General features: G+C 37.5%; 17 protein-coding genes. 2 read left to right on the top strand and 15 right to left on the bottom strand.

Annotated elements, in window-relative coordinates:
* Window positions 1–2 precede the first annotated feature (2 nt).
* The 3 genes from BK577_RS21360 to BK577_RS21370 all read right to left on the bottom strand — a co-directional run bounded on the left by BK577_RS21360 (window position 3) and on the right by BK577_RS21370 (window position 3,268).
* Window positions 3–653 carry an MBL fold metallo-hydrolase gene (locus BK577_RS21360; protein ID WP_342743321.1) on the bottom strand — a complete coding sequence of 217 codons (651 nt, stop codon included), beginning with the start codon at window positions 651–653 and terminating at the stop codon, window positions 3–5.
* A 237-nt stretch (window positions 654–890) separates the two neighbouring features.
* Complete coding sequence (locus tag BK577_RS21365; protein WP_078434791.1) at window positions 891–1,913, bottom strand: LacI family DNA-binding transcriptional regulator; 1,023 nt, start codon at window positions 1,911–1,913, stop codon at window positions 891–893.
* A 371-nt stretch (window positions 1,914–2,284) separates the two neighbouring features.
* Window positions 2,285–3,268 (bottom strand): DUF3231 family protein, encoded by a 984-nt coding sequence (locus BK577_RS21370; RefSeq protein WP_078435351.1) that lies wholly within the window; start codon window positions 3,266–3,268, stop codon window positions 2,285–2,287.
* Window positions 3,269–3,433: 165 nt separating this feature from the next.
* Here BK577_RS21370 and BK577_RS21375 point away from each other — a divergent pair, with 165 nt between their 5' ends.
* Complete coding sequence (locus BK577_RS21375) at window positions 3,434–4,285, top strand: dimethylarginine dimethylaminohydrolase family protein (RefSeq protein ID WP_078434792.1); 852 nt, start codon at window positions 3,434–3,436, stop codon at window positions 4,283–4,285.
* A gap of 49 nt (window positions 4,286–4,334) precedes the next feature.
* Here BK577_RS21375 and BK577_RS21380 read toward each other — a convergent pair whose 3' ends face one another.
* Together BK577_RS21380 and BK577_RS21385 are read right to left on the bottom strand one after the other, a co-directional pair.
* Window positions 4,335–5,177, bottom strand: a complete 843-nt coding sequence (locus tag BK577_RS21380; RefSeq protein ID WP_078434793.1) for an aldo/keto reductase — start codon at window positions 5,175–5,177, stop codon at window positions 4,335–4,337.
* 58 nt (window positions 5,178–5,235) lie between these two features.
* Window positions 5,236–6,414: an MFS transporter gene (locus BK577_RS21385; RefSeq protein ID WP_078434794.1), complete on the bottom strand. Its 1,179-nt coding sequence runs from the start codon at window positions 6,412–6,414 to the stop codon at window positions 5,236–5,238.
* A gap of 198 nt (window positions 6,415–6,612) precedes the next feature.
* Here BK577_RS21385 and BK577_RS21390 point away from each other — a divergent pair, with 198 nt between their 5' ends.
* Window positions 6,613–6,978: a winged helix-turn-helix transcriptional regulator gene (locus BK577_RS21390; protein WP_078434795.1), complete on the top strand. Its 366-nt coding sequence runs from the start codon at window positions 6,613–6,615 to the stop codon at window positions 6,976–6,978.
* A gap of 31 nt (window positions 6,979–7,009) precedes the next feature.
* Here the strand turns inward: BK577_RS21390 and BK577_RS21395 are convergent, their stop codons facing one another.
* The 10 genes from BK577_RS21395 to BK577_RS21440 form a co-directional block, all read right to left on the bottom strand.
* A complete protein-coding gene (locus BK577_RS21395; protein ID WP_078434796.1) occupies window positions 7,010–7,537 on the bottom strand; it encodes a chromate transporter in 528 nt (175 codons plus the stop codon).
* On the bottom strand, window positions 7,534–8,109 hold the full coding sequence (locus BK577_RS21400; protein WP_078434797.1) for a chromate transporter: 576 nt from the start codon (window positions 8,107–8,109) through the stop codon (window positions 7,534–7,536). The genes BK577_RS21395 and BK577_RS21400 overlap by 4 nt, the downstream gene beginning before the upstream one ends.
* A 304-nt stretch (window positions 8,110–8,413) precedes the next feature.
* The gene (locus tag BK577_RS21405) at window positions 8,414–8,863 is read right to left on the bottom strand and encodes an Lrp/AsnC family transcriptional regulator (RefSeq protein ID WP_078434798.1); all 450 of its coding nucleotides are present in this window, start codon (window positions 8,861–8,863) and stop codon (window positions 8,414–8,416) included.
* A gap of 252 nt (window positions 8,864–9,115) precedes the next feature.
* On the bottom strand, window positions 9,116–10,696 hold the full coding sequence (gene ggt, locus BK577_RS21410; RefSeq protein ID WP_078434799.1) for a gamma-glutamyltransferase: 1,581 nt from the start codon (window positions 10,694–10,696) through the stop codon (window positions 9,116–9,118).
* A 52-nt stretch (window positions 10,697–10,748) separates the two neighbouring features.
* Complete coding sequence (locus BK577_RS21415) at window positions 10,749–12,128, bottom strand: allantoinase (RefSeq protein ID WP_078434800.1); 1,380 nt, start codon at window positions 12,126–12,128, stop codon at window positions 10,749–10,751.
* A gap of 34 nt (window positions 12,129–12,162) precedes the next feature.
* On the bottom strand, window positions 12,163–13,605 hold the full coding sequence (locus tag BK577_RS21420; protein ID WP_078434801.1) for a YfcC family protein: 1,443 nt from the start codon (window positions 13,603–13,605) through the stop codon (window positions 12,163–12,165).
* 104 nt (window positions 13,606–13,709) lie between these two features.
* The gene (locus BK577_RS21425; RefSeq protein ID WP_078434802.1) at window positions 13,710–15,080 is read right to left on the bottom strand and encodes an NCS1 family transporter; all 1,371 of its coding nucleotides are present in this window, start codon (window positions 15,078–15,080) and stop codon (window positions 13,710–13,712) included.
* Window positions 15,081–15,312: 232 nt separating this feature from the next.
* Entirely contained in the window at window positions 15,313–16,173 is an 861-nt protein-coding gene (locus BK577_RS21430) for a fumarylacetoacetate hydrolase family protein (RefSeq protein ID WP_078434803.1), read from the bottom strand.
* The gene (locus tag BK577_RS21435; RefSeq protein ID WP_078434804.1) at window positions 16,170–17,345 is read right to left on the bottom strand and encodes an amidase; all 1,176 of its coding nucleotides are present in this window, start codon (window positions 17,343–17,345) and stop codon (window positions 16,170–16,172) included. Before BK577_RS21435 ends, BK577_RS21430 begins: the two co-directional genes overlap by 4 nt.
* A 212-nt stretch (window positions 17,346–17,557) precedes the next feature.
* On the bottom strand, window positions 17,558–18,799 hold the full coding sequence (locus BK577_RS21440; protein ID WP_078434805.1) for a pyridoxal-phosphate-dependent aminotransferase family protein: 1,242 nt from the start codon (window positions 18,797–18,799) through the stop codon (window positions 17,558–17,560).
* Window positions 18,800–18,809 lie beyond the last annotated feature (10 nt).

Consider the following 18,809-nt stretch of genomic DNA (forward strand, 5'->3'; position numbering starts at 1 on the left):
TCCTACGTTCTTATTTTTTGTTCCGCTTCTTCGATCGCGCGAAGGATTGCTTCTTTTGGCTCCACGATCATCTCCCCATGACCAACAGCCAGCAATTTCGGCTCAAGTGCCACTATTTTCTTTACACTTTCAAGAGCCATTTCTTTACTCCATGTTGCCATTGCCGGAAATGGAAAAAAGGGACGAAGCTGTCCGCTTACCGCAATTCCTCCTCTTGTTTGGATCGCATCCCCGACTATGATTGAATGATCTCTTGTATCGAAAAAAGATATGGAACCAGGCGTATGGCCGGGTGTTGCAATGACTACAAGAGAACCTATTTGATCACCTTCATGTAAGAGCTGATTTGGTTGCAGGTTGATATTTTTTGGAATTCCACCTTTAATAGGTGTTTGCTGCTCGTGAGGTTCAAGCTCCCTATCCCCTTTTAATAATCTGCTGTCTCTCCTTGAAATGGAAATAGGTATATCCGGGAAAGCTTTATTCAACTCAACAAGCGAGCCAACATGATCTCCGTGGGCATGAGTAATCAGGATATGTTTTAATGGTTTACCAATTTCATTTATGACCTTTACGATTCCTTTAAAACTACTTGGGATTCCGGTATCAATAAGTGTAATGCTCGCTTGTTCTTCAACAATATAGCAATTCACTGGAAAAAACCCCTGCAAAAAGATTAATTGGTATATATTCCTATCCCTTACAATTTTCATCTTCACATCTCCCTGAATTATCATTAGTTTTAATGCTAATGCTATTAGTTTTAATATAAACTAATCACATTAGTTTTCACAAGCCCTTTTTTAAAGAGGTGTATCACAATAGAGTGATACACCTCACATGAAGATTTGACCATTTTAATCCCTTCCCTTATTCAACTCAACATATATCTATTTCTTTATTTCACATGACTTTCTTTCAATAAATTTTGTCGGGATCGTTATCCTCTTAGGTAGCGTATTTGGCATTTTTATCTTCTCAATTAAGCAATTTGTTGCTTCAAAACCTAGTTGATAGATACATATATCAACAGATGTGATCGGAGGTTTGGAGTGTTCAGATAACATAAGGTTATTAAAGCTGACAATTGAGATATCTTCCGGTACACGAATGCTTATTTCCTCTAGGTAACTAATCATTTCATAAGCAATTAAATCATCCTGTGTTACAAGGGCAGTTGGTGGTGATGGTAACGACATAAGAGAGTGAAGGGCTTCCCTTCCATTTTCCTTAATGTATTCCTCATGAACCATATACTTTTCATTAAACGGAATGTTTGCCTCTTCTAAGGCCAGCTTATATCCATTTAGTCGATCAATTGTCACAACAAAATTAAGGCTGCCTCCAACAAACGCAATATTGTGATGACCAAGATTGATAAGATACTTTGTTACTTGTTTTGTACTGTAAATATTATCATTATCAACAAATGAGATGCGTTCTTCATTCTCATATGGCCTTCCAACTACGACGAATGGAAAATTCGATTGCTGTAAGAAGTTCATCGTCTTGTCATTCACTCGCGAATATAAGAGTACCACACCATCTACCCTTCTACCCTGTACCATTGAAGTTACTTCATTATATATTTCATCCTCTGTTGAACCTGTCGAAAGATATATACCATACTTATTAGCATGTGCACTCGTACTAATCCCTCTTAATACCTCCGGGAAGAAGGGATTTTGAAATGCATGAAAGGCAGAGTTCGGCATGATGACACCAATTGCTTGTGTACTTTTCGCTGCTAAGCTGCGAGCTTGAAAGTTTGGGTGATATCCCAATTCCTCCATTACTTCACGAACTCTTTTCTTTGTTTTTTCACTAATACGCGGGCTATTTGCAATAACTCTTGACACTGTTGAAGGTGCTACATTTGCTTTTTTTGCAACATCTTTTATTGTAACGATCATTGTTGCCTCCTTACCAATTGCAGGCGTTTTTTATTTTAACGGATTATCCGTATATTCACACCATATCTTGCTTCTATCATAATACGTAAAGAAGGATTATGGGAACGCCTTCGGTAAATAAGTTTTCTAAAAAGTTGTATTTTTAAAGATTGTTACCTTCTTTTCAAGTTATTTTACCGCGCCTTCAGAAATCCCTCCTATAGAAAAGGAAGATTGATAGACTTTAAACCTGCAAAACTTAAATGAAAATAAACTGCCAAATGAAATCTAAGATTAATTCGCCAATGAGGTTAGGTATATTTTTAATACAAAACAAAAAAGTGCAGATTTTTAAAAAATCAAAAGGGACCATCATTGGCCCCTTAACCAGATTATACATCCATTTTAGGAGGTTCCTCCAACCAGCCATTTGAAATCATAATCGAAACTCCTTCTCTCATGTACTCATATGTATCTTTACCAAAAATTCCAAATTTCATGTTGAGATCTCTACGCATACTAAATCCCGTACCGAAGCCTTCTCCACCAATACTGAAGTTACTTAAAAGATAAGCACAATACATCATAAGCTTATCTGAAAAAGGGGCAACAGATGAATTGGTTGTTCTTCCTCCAGACGGTATGTTAGGCTGAATATCATTTTGGAGAAGTATTTTTTCTGTTTCTGATATCATTTCTTTCGAAAGTTCCTTCCCTTTTAAGAAGTATTTTTTCACCTCTTCATCCTTTGCACATTGAGAAAATCCTTCCATCAATTTCATTCCGATTACATTTGTTTCGATGCCATGATATAAGAAACCAAACTCCACAACAGTCAATTGCCTTTTTTCTCCAAATAAATGAGATCCTTTAAGATAACCCTTATCTGTTACAAAACTAGTTGATTTAGGCAAATTCACTGTAATCGGTTTTTGAAGAATACCCTCCTCCAATAGAAATTCGGTAAAGTGCCCAAAATAAATTTGTGAAAGATCACTAAGCTCCTTATAAAGCTTTATAAGGTCCTTACGATATGACAATATAATGTGGAGCGTGTACATCCCTAAACTAATTTCCTTTAAAATGCGGCTAAACATAATATCAAAGCCCTCACTAAACAATGCTGGTGCATCTAAATTGATATCCTCACTTGAAAATGCTGCGGGTACAACTGTCCCTTCTTTTTGAATGAGTTCTTTCATTTCTTCTACTTTTGAATTAAGTTTTCCATGTAAGCCTGTTAATAGTTGTTTTGCTTTTTTATTATCTGATGTATGTATAAAATGTTCCAAGAATCTTAAGATCATTGTTTTTTTATGATAGGTCACCCATAACGCACCAAATTCGGATGCACCAATTTTTGATTTATTATTCATCATAACAAACCTCCTATATGCAGACATTAAGAATAGTTTGCAATTGTATCTATATAAATATGCAGATTATTTACACCCTTAAAAAATCAAGCTTCTAACTAGATAAAGGTTCAATCGCCTAATGATAGGGAATAGTAAGAAAAACAGATATAGGAGGAGTAATTCATGTCACAGCGTCCGGATTACATAAAATGTACATGCTTAAACGAATACGATCCACTTAAAAAGGTAGTGCTTTGTCCACCAGATTATATGACAATTAAAGAACCTATTAATGAAACTCAAAAACAATATTTAAAAGAAAATATTGATACAGAGTTAGCTAAAAAGCAGCACCAGGCATTGGTCCAAACTCTACGAGATCTCGGAATCGAGGTTCATTTACTAACCCCTCATAAAAAATTCCCAGAGCAGGTGTTTACTCGTGACATTGGATTTACATTAGGACAACAGGTTTTTGTTGCCGATATGGCACATGATTTACGGGTCGGGGAAGAAAAGGAATTTATTACTTATCTTGAGAAAGAAGAAATTACGTACACAAATCTTATTGGAGATATGATTGAAGGTGGAGATGTTTTTATTGATGGAAACACCATTTTTGTTGGAGTTAGTAACCGAACAAATGTAGATGCAATTCAGCATTTGCAGACCCTTTTGCCAACGTATGAAGTAATCGCTATTCCTTTTACAGATAAATACCTACATCTTGATTGTGTGTTCAACATTATCTCACCAAATGAGGCCTTGATTTTCCCTGGTGAAATGAGCAAAGAAAAACATCAATTACTTGCCTCACGATATGATCTTATTGAAGTTTCAGAGGAAGAGCAAGCGACATTAGGAACTAATATTTTATCGATTGGTAACAAGCGGATATTAAGCCTGCCGATTAATCACCGGGTGAACAATAAGCTTAGAGAGCGTGGATATGAAATCATTGAAGTGGATATAACGGAGATTATTAAATCAGGTGGAGCATTTAGATGCTGTACATTACCATTGTTAAGAGGGTAAAAGTTTAGGGCAGTCATTTTATTGACTGCCCCTTTTTTCATCATATTCCTTAGAAATCAAAATGATCCGGATCCGGTCCAACACGCTTATTCTCATTTAAGGAATCTATCTTCTCCATATCCTCTTTTGTTAATTCAAAATCAAAAATGGATGCATTTTCAATGATTCTGTGTTCTTTTGTCGATTTCGGAATTGTGATCACACCGTTTTGAAGATCCCAACGTAATATAATTTGTGCAATTGATTTTTGATATTTAGCAGAAATACTCTGTAAAGTGTCGTTGTCCAGCAACTCACCTTGCATTAATGGTGACCATGCTTCAAGCTGAATCTCATGTTTTTGACAAAATTCTTGAAGCTCCTTTTGAGTTAAACGCGGGTGATACTCTACTTGATTAATCATCGGTTTAATTTCAGCGCTTTTCATCAAATCTTCAAGATGATGAATTTGGAAATTGCTAACACCAATTGCTTTTACTTTTCCTTGTTTATAAAGAGTTTCTAACGCTCTCCATGCATCTTTGTATTTACCTTCAACAGGCCAGTGAATAAGATATAAATCCAAATACTCCAAACCCAGTTTTTGTAAGCTACTTTCAAATGCTTTTAATGTTAATTCATACCCTAGGTCTGCATTCCAAACCTTTGAGGTTACAAATAAATCCTGTCTAGAAATTTTTGCTTCTTTCAGCCCTTCTCGAATGCCTTCTCCAACACCCTCTTCATTTCCGTAAATAGCTGCTGTATCAATGCTTCGATACCCATGCTTAATAGCAGCTTTTAATGCATTCACCAATTCCGGACCTTCTTCTACTTTAAACACACCGATGCCAAACCAAGGCATTTTTACTCCATTATGCAAAGCTGTTGTTTCTTGTAAACCATTTATCATGAAAACATCCTCCAATTTAATTATTTGTACTCCCACCCACTCCACCCGTAAAAATGTGTCAATCTTGTTTTTCTAACAAACGACTCCATCCTGTTAAGATAACAGCACCCATAACCATGAACCCGCCAATCCATGCCGTATGAATCAATCCAATGGAATCCGTGATGATTCCTCCTACATAAGATCCGATCGCAATACCGGCATTAAATGCTGCAATATTAATCGCTGATGCCACATCTACTGCACTTGGAACAAATTTCTCCGCAAGTGTGACAACATGCACTTGTAAACCGGGAACATTCATAAAAGCAAGAAGTCCCATAAAAATAATCGTGATTAACCCGGCCGTTTTGAATGGTGCAGTAAATGTAAGAACAATAAGAATAATGGCCTGAACAATAAACATATAAAACAATGCCTTAAGGGGATTTTGATTTGCGAGTTTCCCACCTATGACATTACCGATTGCAATGGCAATCCCATAAACAAGCAAAATGACCGCCACAACACCCTCTTTAAACCCTGTCACATGTTGAAGCAATGGTGAAAGATAAGTAAAAACAACAAATGTCCCTCCATAGCCTAAGGCCGTTATAATGAATAAAAGTAAAAGACGGCCATTTGAAAGAAGCTTGAATTGGTCTTTGAAGGTTGTTCTTGCTCCCTTCGGTAAATCAGAAGGAACAAGGATACTATTAGCAATAAGAGCAATTATCCCAACCAATATGATGGCAAGGAAGGCAGCTCTCCATCCAAATTGCTGACCAATAAATGTTCCAAGCGGTACTCCGGTCACAGTTGCTACAGTTAGACCTGTAAACATGATCGAAATGGCACTAGCCCGTTTATTTTCAGGTACCAAATTAGCGGCAATCGTTGAACCAATTGACATAAAAACACCATGAGAAAAAGCTGAAATAACTCGGGCAAAAAGTAAAATTCCTACACTAGTCGAACTAGCAGCCAGGGAATTACCAACAATAAAAACAATCATAATCAAAAGCAGTAACGTTTTTCGTGACATACTAGAAGTTAAAGATGTAAGGATTGGAGCCCCAAACGTAACTCCTAATGCGTATAAAGATACAGTTAAACCAGCTGTTGTGACAGGTATGTGCAAATCCTCTGAAATAAGCGGCAATAATCCTACACTTATAAATTCAGTTGTTCCTATAGCAAAAGCACTAACCGCTAATGCCAGCAGCGCGAAAATGCTTCTTTTTTTATCTAAAGTCATTTAGTCTCCTCCTAAAATAGATACTATTGTATGATTCACCTTCTGCATGCAGACGATAAAATAAATGGTGAAAATCGATCGGCAAATGTTATTATGATATATACAATTCAAATTGAGAAGAACGCACTTTTAAGTACGATAGATACCAATAAGTGATATAGGTACTTTCTAGTGCCTATCATATTTATGGAGGAAAATATGCAAAAGAAAAAATACAATATCGGTGTTGAAGCTACTTTAGAAGTAATCGGTGGGAAATGGAAGTGTGTCATCTTGTGTCACCTTACTCACGGAAAAAAACGGACAAGTGAATTAAAACGATTAATGCCTAATATCACTCAAAAAATGTTAACTCAACAATTACGTGAATTAGAGGAAGATGGTGTCATTAATCGTATTGTATATCATGAAATTCCACCTAAAGTAGAATATGAATTAAGTGAATACGGTAAAAGTCTTGAACATATTTTGGATGCCTTATGTGCTTGGGGAGAATGTCATTTAACACAAGTTTACGGAGATAAAAATGAGGTTTTAGAAGAGAGTATACTAAATACCAAATAAAAAATCCCAAGCTTTAAAGAAGCTTGGGATTTTATATAAAGACCGCTCCATATCCCATCGCAGCTACAATAACCAAGGCTGGATGGACCTTTAATTTTTCCAATAAGAAAAAGCTTGCTACCACAAGAAACAAGGTTTGCCATATTCCCGTGTCTTGATAAGAAGTGAAGAAAAAGCCGTATGCCATTACCCCAAGTAAAACTGCGATTGTTGGACGAATAAAAGTTGTCATTCGTTTTACCTTAGGAGAGTCTTTGTATTTGTATAAAAACCCCAATAAGACAATCATTAAAATAAGAGACGGTGCCACTGTAGCAAAAATACCAACTAAGCTACCTAAAATACCACCTTGTTCGTAGCCAATATAACCGGCCATCTTTGTTGCAATTGGACCGGGCAAGGCATTTCCTAATGCAAGTACCTCACTAAACTCCCTAGCGTTCATCCATCCATAGCGATCAACAACTTCATTTTCAATCAGTGGGATCGAAGCTGGACCACCACCATACCCTAATATTCCCGGAATAAAAAAGGCAAGAAATATCTCCCAATAGATCAAGACGCATTCCCCCTCTCTACGTTGCTCTCTTCATCAGGTTTTTTATCTTTTATCATGACAGCAGCAATCAATAATACTACGATTAAAACAGCTGGATGTAGACCTAAAATCTCCATAAAAAGAAAACTACCACCTATAAATGCTATTGCTTTTATCCAGCCCATTGATGTTTGTGATTTTTTAAAAAAGTCCCATGTCAATGTTGCCAGCATAACTCCAACTACAGGTACTACTGCTGCTGTCATTCCTTGGACCCAAGGATAATCCTTTATAGAGGAAATCGTTGTCAATAAGACAATCATTAGAACAATCGTTGGAAGAATAGTGGAGAGTGTGGCATTAATAAGCCCCAATATCCCCCCTACACGATACCCAATATAACCGGCCATTTTCGTTGCAATTGGTCCAGGCAATGTATTTCCAAGCGCTAATACATCAGCAAACTCATCATCATTCATCCACTTATATTTATCGACTACTTCTTTATGAACAAGTGGAATTGATGAAGGTCCTCCACCGTACCCCAACATGCCCACTCGAAAAAATGCTAAAAATAATTGGAGGTGTTTCATTTCTTCTCACCCTTTACATATAATGTCATTTCTCTTCGGCACATACCTGCCAGGTACTTATTATCCCCCCTCTTCTATAAATTGTGCCCCTACAATAGGTATGGATCTTATTACTAAATTATGCGGATATTTTTTCGTTTGTTAATCAATAAAGTGATATCAACTTACAAACGAAACTATAATTTGATTATTTTGATTATATAGGATATCCCCCTTCATTTCTATACATTTTCCGAATAATACTCAAAATAAAAAGAGAATGCCAATGGAATCAATTTACCCGCATTCTCCACTACACACTTCTTTATAATTTCATCCCACTTCTGCTTTTAAAACGTCTAAGTAAAATATGGCTTTCAACTCTTGTGATTCCTTCTAGTGCATATAACTCATTATTGATAAACTTCTCTAATGCCTCGAAATCATCAACCAATACATGCATATGTAATGTACTTGGTCCTGTCATTTGATAACAGCTGGACACACAAGGATTGTCCGCAAGCTTTTGGGCAACTTCAACCAAATAGGCTGGTTCACAATCCACTTCAAAAAATGCCGAAACATTTTTCCCCATTTTTTCCGAATTGATCACAACACTGAATTTTTCAATCACGTCATGTTTTATCAGTTGATTTACACGTTCACGGACAGAAACTCTTGATAACTCAAGTTCCTTTCCTATATCCGAATAAGACATCCTGCCATTTATCGTGAGAAGCTCTAGTATTTTTCTATCAATGTGATCTATTTTCACTAAAAACCCATCCTTTAAGCATCATATAGTTTAAGTATAATGATTCAAGTATGGAGATAAAAGTGAAATATAAAGAAAAATAAGGGCTAAAGGGAAGGCGTACCTTTCATTGGACAGAAATAAAAATTTATTTTCGATTTTGGAGATTTATTTGCTATTCTGGAATTTTATTTGCTATTTATTAAATTTATTTACTATTCTCAAGATTTATTTGCGATTAGGGAAAATTCGACAAGTTTCACAACTTCTACATTACCTTCCAACCGCAGCCCCATCACTTCTCGGATCAACCCCACCGTGTACAAAGCCTTGATCATCGATTAAAATCGCATTTGCGTGACCCATTACCCCATCGAAATCTTCAACTTTATTGACAATATGACCAGCTTTTGATAATTGTTCCAGAACATTCAGGCTTACTCGACCTTCTATTTTTAATTCTTGAGTTTTCTTTCCCCATGTTCTTCCCCATACAAATCTTGGGGCACTAATGGCTGATTGAGGATCCATCCCATAATCAATCATTCTTGTGAGAATCGCCGTTTGGGTTTGAGGTTGACCTTCCCCACCTTGTGTTCCATAAAGGATTCTTGGCTTCCTATCTTTTAACGCCATCGCAGGCATTAACGTATGAAATGACCTTTTTTCAGGTTCAAGACAGTTCACATGAGAAGGATCTAAAGAGAAAAAGGAACCCCTGTTCTGCATGACAATACCAGAATCTCCTGCTACAATACCAGATCCAAATTCAAAATAAAGGCTTTGAATAAATGATACCGCATTTCCTTCCTCATCAATTACTGCGGCATGGGCTGTATCACTTCCAACTGATTCGGTTTCAATTTCACCTACTCTGTCGAATTGAATCCCTTCTGCCAATTCTTTTCCGTAAGATTTGCTTATTAACCTATCTAATGGGATATCATAAAACTGAGGATCTGTAAGATGCTTATTACGATCTTGAAAGCTTCTTTTTAATGCTTCAACTAAAACATGATAATAACGATAAGAACCTTCTTCAATTAAAGAGAAATCGAAATTTTCTAAAATATTCAGCGCCATTAACCCTACAAATCCTTGTGAATTTGGGGGTGCTTGATAAACGTCATAGCCCCTATAGGAGGTAGTGATTGGATCTATCCACTCTCCATAATGGTTTGAAAAATCATCTAAGGTTAAACGACTGCCCTTGTCTTTTAAGCTTGAGACAATACGCTCTGCCAGCTTTCCTTTGTAAAAATCATCTCTACCGTTTGTAGCTAAAATTTTTAATGTACATGATAAGTCTGTTTGGATAAAACGTTGAAATAGTTTAGGAGCTTGCTGATTTGGTAAGAATATTCGGGCCATATCTCCATCTTCCTTCAACATATCCGCTCTCTTTACAGTGTTTTCATGTTGATCAGGCGAAAGTGGAAACCCATTTTCGGCATAATCAATTGCGGGTTGTAATACTTCTTCTAATGATAATTTGCCATATTCTTTTAAGACCGCATCCCAACTATCCACCATTCCCGGAACCGTAATAGCACTCTCGATTCCCCTGGTTGGTATCGCTTCTTGCCCTTCATACACTTCTCGAGTCAGGTTTATTCCAGTTCGACCACTACCATTATAAACTTTCACTTTCTCTTCACTCTTACTGTATGTAACCCAAAATGAATCTCCTCCGAGACCGGTCATATGCGGGTACACAACAGCAAGACAAGCACTCACTGCTACTGCTGCGTCAAATGCATTCCCTCCTCTTTCTAAAATTGTGCTTCCTGCTTGTGATGCCAAATAATGCGGACTCACGACCATTGACTTAGTTCCCACGATTGTTTTGTTCACATTAAGTTCCTCCTATCTACTTACCGTATAAAAATGTTTTGTGATACATCTACTAATTGCTTACTATTTCTGTTACAACCGGCTTCACCCAACACCCATACGGAGTACTACCCATTACCCTGCCACTCTCATAGACCACATTCCCTCTATTAATAGTTCCGGTTATCACACATGGAAATGTATGCCCTAAATAAAGACTCTCCTTATGTTTTGCATAAAAATTATCTTCTGTAACAGTAAATGATTTACTTAGAGTGACAATAGCAAAATCTGCGTCTTTCCCTTCTTTTATTTGACCTTTTCGATCTGATATTCCAAATCGCTCAGCTGGATTTTGCGCTGTCCATTTTGCAACTGATTCAAAAGGAATTTCGTGTTTTACAGCTACCTCAATTATCGACATTAGAGTAAACTGACCGCCACTAATGCCTCCCCACGCTTGGAATAAATTATGAACCTTAGGATCTTTTAATTCATAAGGACATGGTGAATGATCTGACGAGATCATATCGATTTTTTGATCGATTAAGAGGTTAATTAATTTTTCTTGTTCATCTTTTTCACGAAGAGGAGGTGCACATTTAGCGACCGTTCCTCTTTCTCTTAAATCTTGATGGTTAAAAAGCAGATAATGCGGACAAGTTTCAACTGTTATATTTAACCCTCTTGCTTTAGCTTGCTGTATGATCTCTAGAGCTTCTGCTGAGCTTATGTGAACAAAATGAAGCGGACAGCCTGTGATCTCCGAATAGTAAATAGCCCGCTGTACAGCCTCGACCTCAGCCATAATTGGACGTGTTTCCAAATAATCATCCGCCGTAAACTTTCCTTCTTTATCTTTTTGTTCCTTGAGCCAATCGGTCATTGCAGCACTTTCAGAGTGAAGAGCCAAGACTTTACCAAGCTTCGCAATCTGTTTCATTCCATTTAGTAAAGTGATATCATCCACTGATTCAAATTCTTGATTACCCGTTGCTGAAAGAAACGCTTTAAACCCGATTACTCCTGATTCCGCTAATGCTTCCAGATCTCCTTCATTCCCCGGAACAAGTCCTCCCCATAGACTAAAATCTACAAGAGACTTTTCATTGCCAAGGTTCGCTTTTTTAAATAGTGCCTCCTCAGTTACGGTAGAAGGAATACCATTTAACGGCATATCGAAATACGTTGTACAACCACCTGCAGCCATCATCTGTGAGCCAGTGTGAAATCCTTCCCAATGCTCTCTTCCAGGTTCACTAAAATGCACATGTACATCAATCATACCTGGAAAAATGTATTGATTTGTTGCATCCCATATTTTTTCCGATTCATTCAATAGATTCTTGCCAAGAATATGTATCAATCCATCTTTAATTCCTATATCAAGTTGTTCTAAACCAGCGGGTAGTACCACATTTCCGTTTTTAATGATAAGGTCCATTTTTTCCATAAGAACAACTCCCTTTACAATTTTTTATATTCAATTATCCATTCCACTGAATCACTTGAGCGAATATTAAGAAAATTATTGCGACAACAAACCACATTGAAAATAACGGCAGATAGAACCGCACCCATTTTTGCCATGAAACTCCTGCTAAAGCAAGTGTTGCCATGAAATATCCAGAAGTCGGGTACAAAATATTTCCGATACCATCCCCAAACTGGTAGGCTAACACTGCCGTTTGTCTTGTAACCCCAATTAAATCTGACAAAGGAGCCATAATTGGCATCGTCACCAATGCTTGACCACTCCCGGAAGGTACTAAGAAATTGAATAACATTTGCACGATAAACATACCGATTGCACTAAAAACTGCCGGGAATTCACCTACAACGGTACCTAGGCTATTAACAATAGTATCCATTACTAAACCATCTTCCATTACTACAGCTACAGCTCGGGCAACACCGACAATGAATGCGCCAACTAACACTTCACGGAATCCTTCATTAAATCCTTCACAAATGTCTGAAAATGTTAACCCCGATATACGACCAACAATAATTCCCATGACAATGAATAAACCTGCCATTTCTAACATGAACCAACCTTGAGTAAGGACTCCATATACTAATAATCCAAAAAATATAAGAAGGAGAACAGATGCAAATCTTTGCCTTGAAGTAGCCTTGTACTCTGTAGAAGCTGATTTTGTTTGGTACTGTGTTCTCTTTTTAGAATCTTCTTCGTATACAAGACTTGCCATTGGATTATTCTTTACTTTTTGTGCATACCGAATAATGTAAACGACACCTATCAGAACAAATACAATAAATGCTATTATTCTTAGTTCTAAACCAGAGAAAACCGGTAAACCAGATAATTTTTGTCCAAGTCCAGTGTTAATCGGATTCAGAAAACCAGTTGTAAAACCTGCAGTAGTTGCTATCAACGCAATAGCTACAGCAACCATTGAATCGTAGCCCAATGCGATCATTAACGGCAGAATGACAGGTACATATACTAAACTTAGCTCCTGGGTTCCTATTAAACTACATACTGTCGCAAATAAGATGACTAACACAGGTATAACCATAACGCTTTTGGTTGAAAATCTCCTTGTAAGTTTATCTACCCCGATTTCAATTAGTCCTGTTTTTTTGATAACTGCAAACAATCCGCCAATGATAAAGGTAAAAAAGACAACTTCTCCAGCAGCTACTAAACCTCTAGGAATAGCTGTCATAAACTCAACTACCCCAATAGGTGACTGTTCAACAGTGTGATACGAATTCGGATCAATTGTTGTCCTACCTTCAGGACCAGGAATCCGCTCATAAACACCAGCTGGAATTAAATAAGTGGCAATTGAAGCCAATGCAATAAAAATAAATAAAATGACATAAATATGGGGCATAGTCATCTTATTTTTTACTCTAGGATGATGATTTACATTAATTTTAGAACTTCTCTCTACAGACATTTTTTCCTCCTTCATTTATATGTTGAATTCGGGTTCAAGTCCTTCCCGTTGAGCAAGGTCTGCAATAAACTTTACTCGACTTCCCTAAATATCCATATTGAACTTTATACTGCTTGATCCTCTATAGAAGCTTCCTTAAAGCTTTGTTCCATTCCTTCTCTTACATAAGTTTCATGCTTCATAATCCAAACTTTCATAAGAACGATGTACACAATACCTGCAGGGATAATCCCTAATAACCATGAGAGATCAACATTGATAAACGAAAAACATGTTCCAACCACTATTGCAATAAGTGCTGCTGGGTTCCAACCTTTGAAGGCAGAAAATAAGTTTGTCACTTCATATAACTTTTCCACCTTATAATTTGCTTTGTGAACGAAATAAAAGTCGGTAACCATTACTGCGAAGATAGGACCTAAAAATGCAGAAACAATAGATATGAATCTTAAGAATGTAGCATCATTCATGATCCACCATGGACATGTCAATACACCTAATATTCCGACAATTACACACGCTTTTTCCCAAGATATTTTAAAAATATCCATTGCTACAAGTACAGGTGGCATAATATTTGCAACTAAGTTTGTCGTAATCTGAGCAATCGCGATAAATAATAAAATGATAATGCTTGCAAATAAACTAGATATATGATCAGAAATAATATCAACCGGATTCCATATCCCAACTGCAGCTGCACCAAGTATTCCTACAAATGGTAATAAAATCATCGGAGGTACTATTCCGACGATATGAGATCCTATAAAGGTTCCAGTTGAAGCTTTACGTGGAAAATAACGTGTATAGTCTGATACATTTAAGAGTAATGCAGAGAATTGTCCAATTAACACAGCCATTGCAAGCCAAAAAGGAATCCCCCATGTCCCTTCAATATTCGCTGTCTGACTAACTTCAAACCCAAATGTTGATAAAAATAAGAATATTAAATAGACAACACCCAGCATGATGACAACAGAACCAACAACTTCAATCCACTTTATAGATTTGATACCTTTTGCAGATAAATAAATTTGTAATGCTTGGAACGCGAAGAACCATATCCACACATTATTAAACCCAATGATATCCATAAATATTTGATTGAGGGCCATTGCTCCAAGCCAACTTTGGACACCATACCAGAACAATGCGGGTACTGCACGCATCAAAGCAGGAATTTTTGATCCTGTTGGTCCGAATGATGATCGAAGTTGAACAACCATCGGAATGCCGTGCTTCCATCCAACTCTTCCATTTAATGCAAACAGTAATGCAGCAAGAATATTTGCCAGAATTAATGCAAGAAAGGCTTGTGTTAAATTTAATTTTCCGAATGGAGGAATTAAACTTGAACCTAACATAAATGATCCAACCATTACGGCGTCTCCCCACCACATCGCAACATAAGCTTTTGGACCTAAAATTCGATTCTCCTCACTTAGAATTGGCTTTAAATCGTAATTTTTCTCCATAATATCTCCTTTACTCTACATTTATTCTTAAAACCTCACTCTTAATGTAAACAAACATAACATATGAATAGTTTAATAGAGATAAACCCTTAAATCATTAGAGGATTTGTTGTTTTTTTAATTTTATTTTGTATATTTTAACTAAATTTTCAAGAACACATTTAACACTTGATATAAAACCTCACATAAAAAAGAACAGTTGTTATGGGACAACTGTTCTCTTCTTTCATTTTTATTTACAACTATAATTTCGCAGCTCTCCTATCCCTTCAACCAAACTTTCCACCACATCACCATCACTTATTAAAACAGATCCCGGCGTGCCAGTCATAATCACATCACCTGGATGTAAAGTCATAATCCGGGAGAAAAACGAAACAATCCACCAGGGTGAATACATCATATTAGAGACAGTATTACTGTGATAAACCTCACCATTCAGTTTTGTCTCAACAGATATTCGCCTCACGTCTTTCACCTCATCAATAGTGGTTAAATAAGGACCAAAACTAAAAAACGTATCAAAACTTTTCGCCCTTTGTATATAACGGGGATTTTTCGCATGAATATCTTTCGCTGTCATATCTAAGGAAGTAGTAAAACCCGCCACCACTCCAGGAACATCAGCTTCTTCCACGTTTTTGCAGGTTTTCCCTATAATAATGGCAAGTTCAGCTTCTGCTGTTACCTGAGTTGATTGATACGGCAGTAAAATATCATCTTCAGGACCAATTAAACTACTATTCGGCTTCATAAAAATAACCGGTTCCTCTTCAGGGGGTTTCCCGGATAATTCAATTGCCTTATCTATGTAATTCATACCAACCCCCCAGATTTTTTCCGGGTGACGGTATAAAGGAGCAAACGTTACACTTTCTAACACTAATCGATTCATCTCAGTTATTTCTTTATTTCCAACACGCTTATACCAGCTATTAATTTGGGATAATTGACCATTCTGAAGAATGGATAAAATATTTTCAGTCCAATTCGCTCCTGCTATCTCATTTATATCTCTTATTAATATCACTTTTTGACCGAATAAAATGGCAGCTAATTCCTCATTATCAACTTTAACAGTCGTTAGTCTCATACCCCCTCCCCTCCAAAAACCTCATTTATCCACTTTAATAATTTAAGATCTTGATGATGATTTGCAATAAATGATAACCCTATCGGTAAACCATCAACTTCCGCAAGAGGAACCGTTACTTGTGGTAACCCTGCTAAACCAGCTATACAGGAAAGCTGCATAGTTTTTGCCCGATATCGTTCTGCGTTTTCACCTTGCACATGTAATAAAGGCGCCGGTCCAGGTGCAGTCGGGATAACAATAACACCATCTTCACCCAGTAGTGATGAAATGGATTTTCGAATATGTTCCCGAAGTTTTTCTTGTTCTAAACTTTCTTCACGATTTAATGTACCCGCCCATTGAAACCTCTCATGTATATCAGGACCAAAAGCAGGTTTTTCATTTTGTATCCAATCTCCATGCTCTTCCCAAATCTCTAATCCTTGCAAAATACGAAATGCACTCGACCATTCATCGAGTCCACTCTCCGATAACATTATCCATTCACGGTGAGAAAGTTCTTTTATCATAGATGCTGCACTTAATAGCTCTTCTTTACATTGCTCATCTAATAGATCCCATGCATCTTGACAAAAAAACACCTGTGTAAACTGACTCTTTTCTTCCTGATCAGCAATCAGCACCTTCCCAATTCGATATAATAACTCAGGGGCTTTCGACATCCATCCGACTGTATCAAAACTTTTAGCTAGGGGTATTACCCCCTCCGGTGTGACTACACCGTGCGTAGGTCGGAAACCATATATCCCACAATAGGAGGATGGTATTCTTACCGAACCACCTGTATCAGTACCTAAAGCAAAGTCACTAATCCCAGCCGAGACAGCAACTGCTGATCCACTTGAAGATCCACCGGGAATTCGGTTTGGAGCTTTAGGATTAATCGGTGTTCCATAATGAGCATTTTCTCCATTTAAGCTGTACATTAATTCATCTGTTTTAGTTGTCCCTTTTAGTTTCGCCCCATGACTAAGCAGTCTTTCAATAACAGGGGCATGGCAGGTTGATACACCATGAGATTTAAGCCAATCGGGATTTCCAGCCCCATTTCTATAACCTTCAATTGAAAATACATCCTTAACCGAAAACACCAATCCCTCTAAAAAACCAGTTCCCATCGGTTCAACTATAACTTCTTCCTCTACAAAAGCATTTAAGTTTTTTTGCATCATCCATCCTCCTCTATCACTAATAAGTAAGAAAAGCGCAAGTGCCTTGGTCAGCCCCGACAAGCATAAGACGATTTGGAATAGAAGGCGTTCTTTGCCTTCAATTCCAAATTGGCTTATGACCTCGAGGGGCTAGGCGCTGGAGCTAGACACTGAAACTAATTACAAAACTTATAAATTCTGATAGTAAACAAAAACCCCGAACTCGGGGGTTATTTTATCATTATACGAACTGACTCATAGACATCCATAGCAGCTTGCAGTCCTTTTCCAAGGTTCAACTGTGCTCCATGACGAATTAAAACACCTTCTAGAGCTGCTAACACAAATAATACATTTTCTTTTCGACAGCTGTATCCCATTGTTCCAATTCTCCAAATCCTTCCATGGAGTGGTCCAAATGAACTTGCAATTTCAATACCAAATTGCTCAAGGAGCATATTTCTAACAGACTCACCATCTACTCCCGCTGGAATTTGAACACATGTTACCATTGGAAGTTTCCATTCTGTATCATTGAACAATTCTAGCCCCATCGCTTTAATCCCTTCCATAAGGGCTTTTTCATGAAGCCTGTGGCGTTGAAAACGGACTGCCAACCCTTCCTGCAGGACAATTCTCACTCCTTCTCGCAATGCATATAACATAGAGGTTGCTTCTGTATGATGATTTAATCTTCTAGGTCCCCAGTAATCCTGCAGCTGGCTTAAATCAAAATAATTACTTCTAATAGGCTGCCCTATACTTTCAAGATCTTCAGCTGTCGCAATACCTTTTTCCACTTTTTTTCTCGAGAAAAGAATCTTTTCAATTCGATCATTATATGTGATTGGCGCCATTCCAGAAGGAACAGATAAGCATTTTTGTGTACCTCCTATCACCGCATCAAGCTTCCATTCGTCAACCTTCACTTCCGTGCCCCCAATTGTCGCAACAGCATCAACGATACAAAGCACATCCAGCTCACGACAAGCAGGACCAATTTGATCAAGAGGCTGCATACACCCTGTAGATGTTTCTCCGTGGACAATCGCTAAAACCTTCGGCTTCAGTCTTTTCATTTCATGTATGATCTCTTGCTGATCAAAGACCTTTCCCCACTCGCAATGCATTGTATGGATTTCAGCTCCATTACGCTCAGCAATTTCAGTTAGTAAATGTCCAAACCTCCCAAAAATCGGAATAAGCACTTTATCACCAGGCTCAATCACACTACTTAACACCGCTTCAATTCCAGATCGCGATGTTCCATCAATCGGAAAAGCCCATTTGTTTTTCGTTTGAAAAATCTCCCGAAGCATTACCATTGTTTCATTCATCATCTCTGTAAAAGCAGGATCAAATTGTCCAAGTATTGGTGTACTCATTACACGAAGCACCCTCGGGTCAACCTCAACCGGCCCTGGTGTCATAATAGTTCTTAACGGTGCATTTATTTCTTGGTAAACCGCCATCTTTCTCCCT

It is taken from the genome of Metabacillus halosaccharovorans (assembly GCF_002019635.1).
Classification (GTDB): Bacteria; Bacillota; Bacilli; order Bacillales; family Bacillaceae; genus Metabacillus; species Metabacillus halosaccharovorans.

What these genes read in the sequence shown, in the direction of transcription:
- BK577_RS21425 (WP_078434802.1), bottom strand. Translation starts at nt 15,080, where the DNA reads ATGGAGAAAAATTACGATTTAAAGCCAATTCTAAGTGAGGAGAATCGA.
- BK577_RS21440 (WP_078434805.1), bottom strand. Translation starts at nt 18,799, where the DNA reads ATGGCGGTTTACCAAGAAATAAATGCACCGTTAAGAACTATTATGACA.
- BK577_RS21420 (WP_078434801.1), bottom strand. Translation starts at nt 13,605, where the DNA reads ATGTCTGTAGAGAGAAGTTCTAAAATTAATGTAAATCATCATCCTAGA.
- BK577_RS21385 (WP_078434794.1), bottom strand. Translation starts at nt 6,414, where the DNA reads ATGACTTTAGATAAAAAAAGAAGCATTTTCGCGCTGCTGGCATTAGCG.
- BK577_RS21390 (WP_078434795.1), top strand. Translation starts at nt 6,613, where the DNA reads ATGCAAAAGAAAAAATACAATATCGGTGTTGAAGCTACTTTAGAAGTA.
- BK577_RS21380 (WP_078434793.1), bottom strand. Translation starts at nt 5,177, where the DNA reads ATGATAAATGGTTTACAAGAAACAACAGCTTTGCATAATGGAGTAAAA.
- BK577_RS21435 (WP_078434804.1), bottom strand. Translation starts at nt 17,345, where the DNA reads ATGCAAAAAAACTTAAATGCTTTTGTAGAGGAAGAAGTTATAGTTGAA.
- BK577_RS21430 (WP_078434803.1), bottom strand. Translation starts at nt 16,173, where the DNA reads ATGAGACTAACGACTGTTAAAGTTGATAATGAGGAATTAGCTGCCATT.
- BK577_RS21400 (WP_078434797.1), bottom strand. Translation starts at nt 8,109, where the DNA reads ATGAAACACCTCCAATTATTTTTAGCATTTTTTCGAGTGGGCATGTTG.
- BK577_RS21415 (WP_078434800.1), bottom strand. Translation starts at nt 12,128, where the DNA reads ATGGAAAAAATGGACCTTATCATTAAAAACGGAAATGTGGTACTACCC.
- BK577_RS21365 (WP_078434791.1), bottom strand. Translation starts at nt 1,913, where the DNA reads ATGATCGTTACAATAAAAGATGTTGCAAAAAAAGCAAATGTAGCACCT.
- BK577_RS21375 (WP_078434792.1), top strand. Translation starts at nt 3,434, where the DNA reads ATGTCACAGCGTCCGGATTACATAAAATGTACATGCTTAAACGAATAC.
- BK577_RS21370 (WP_078435351.1), bottom strand. Translation starts at nt 3,268, where the DNA reads ATGAATAATAAATCAAAAATTGGTGCATCCGAATTTGGTGCGTTATGG.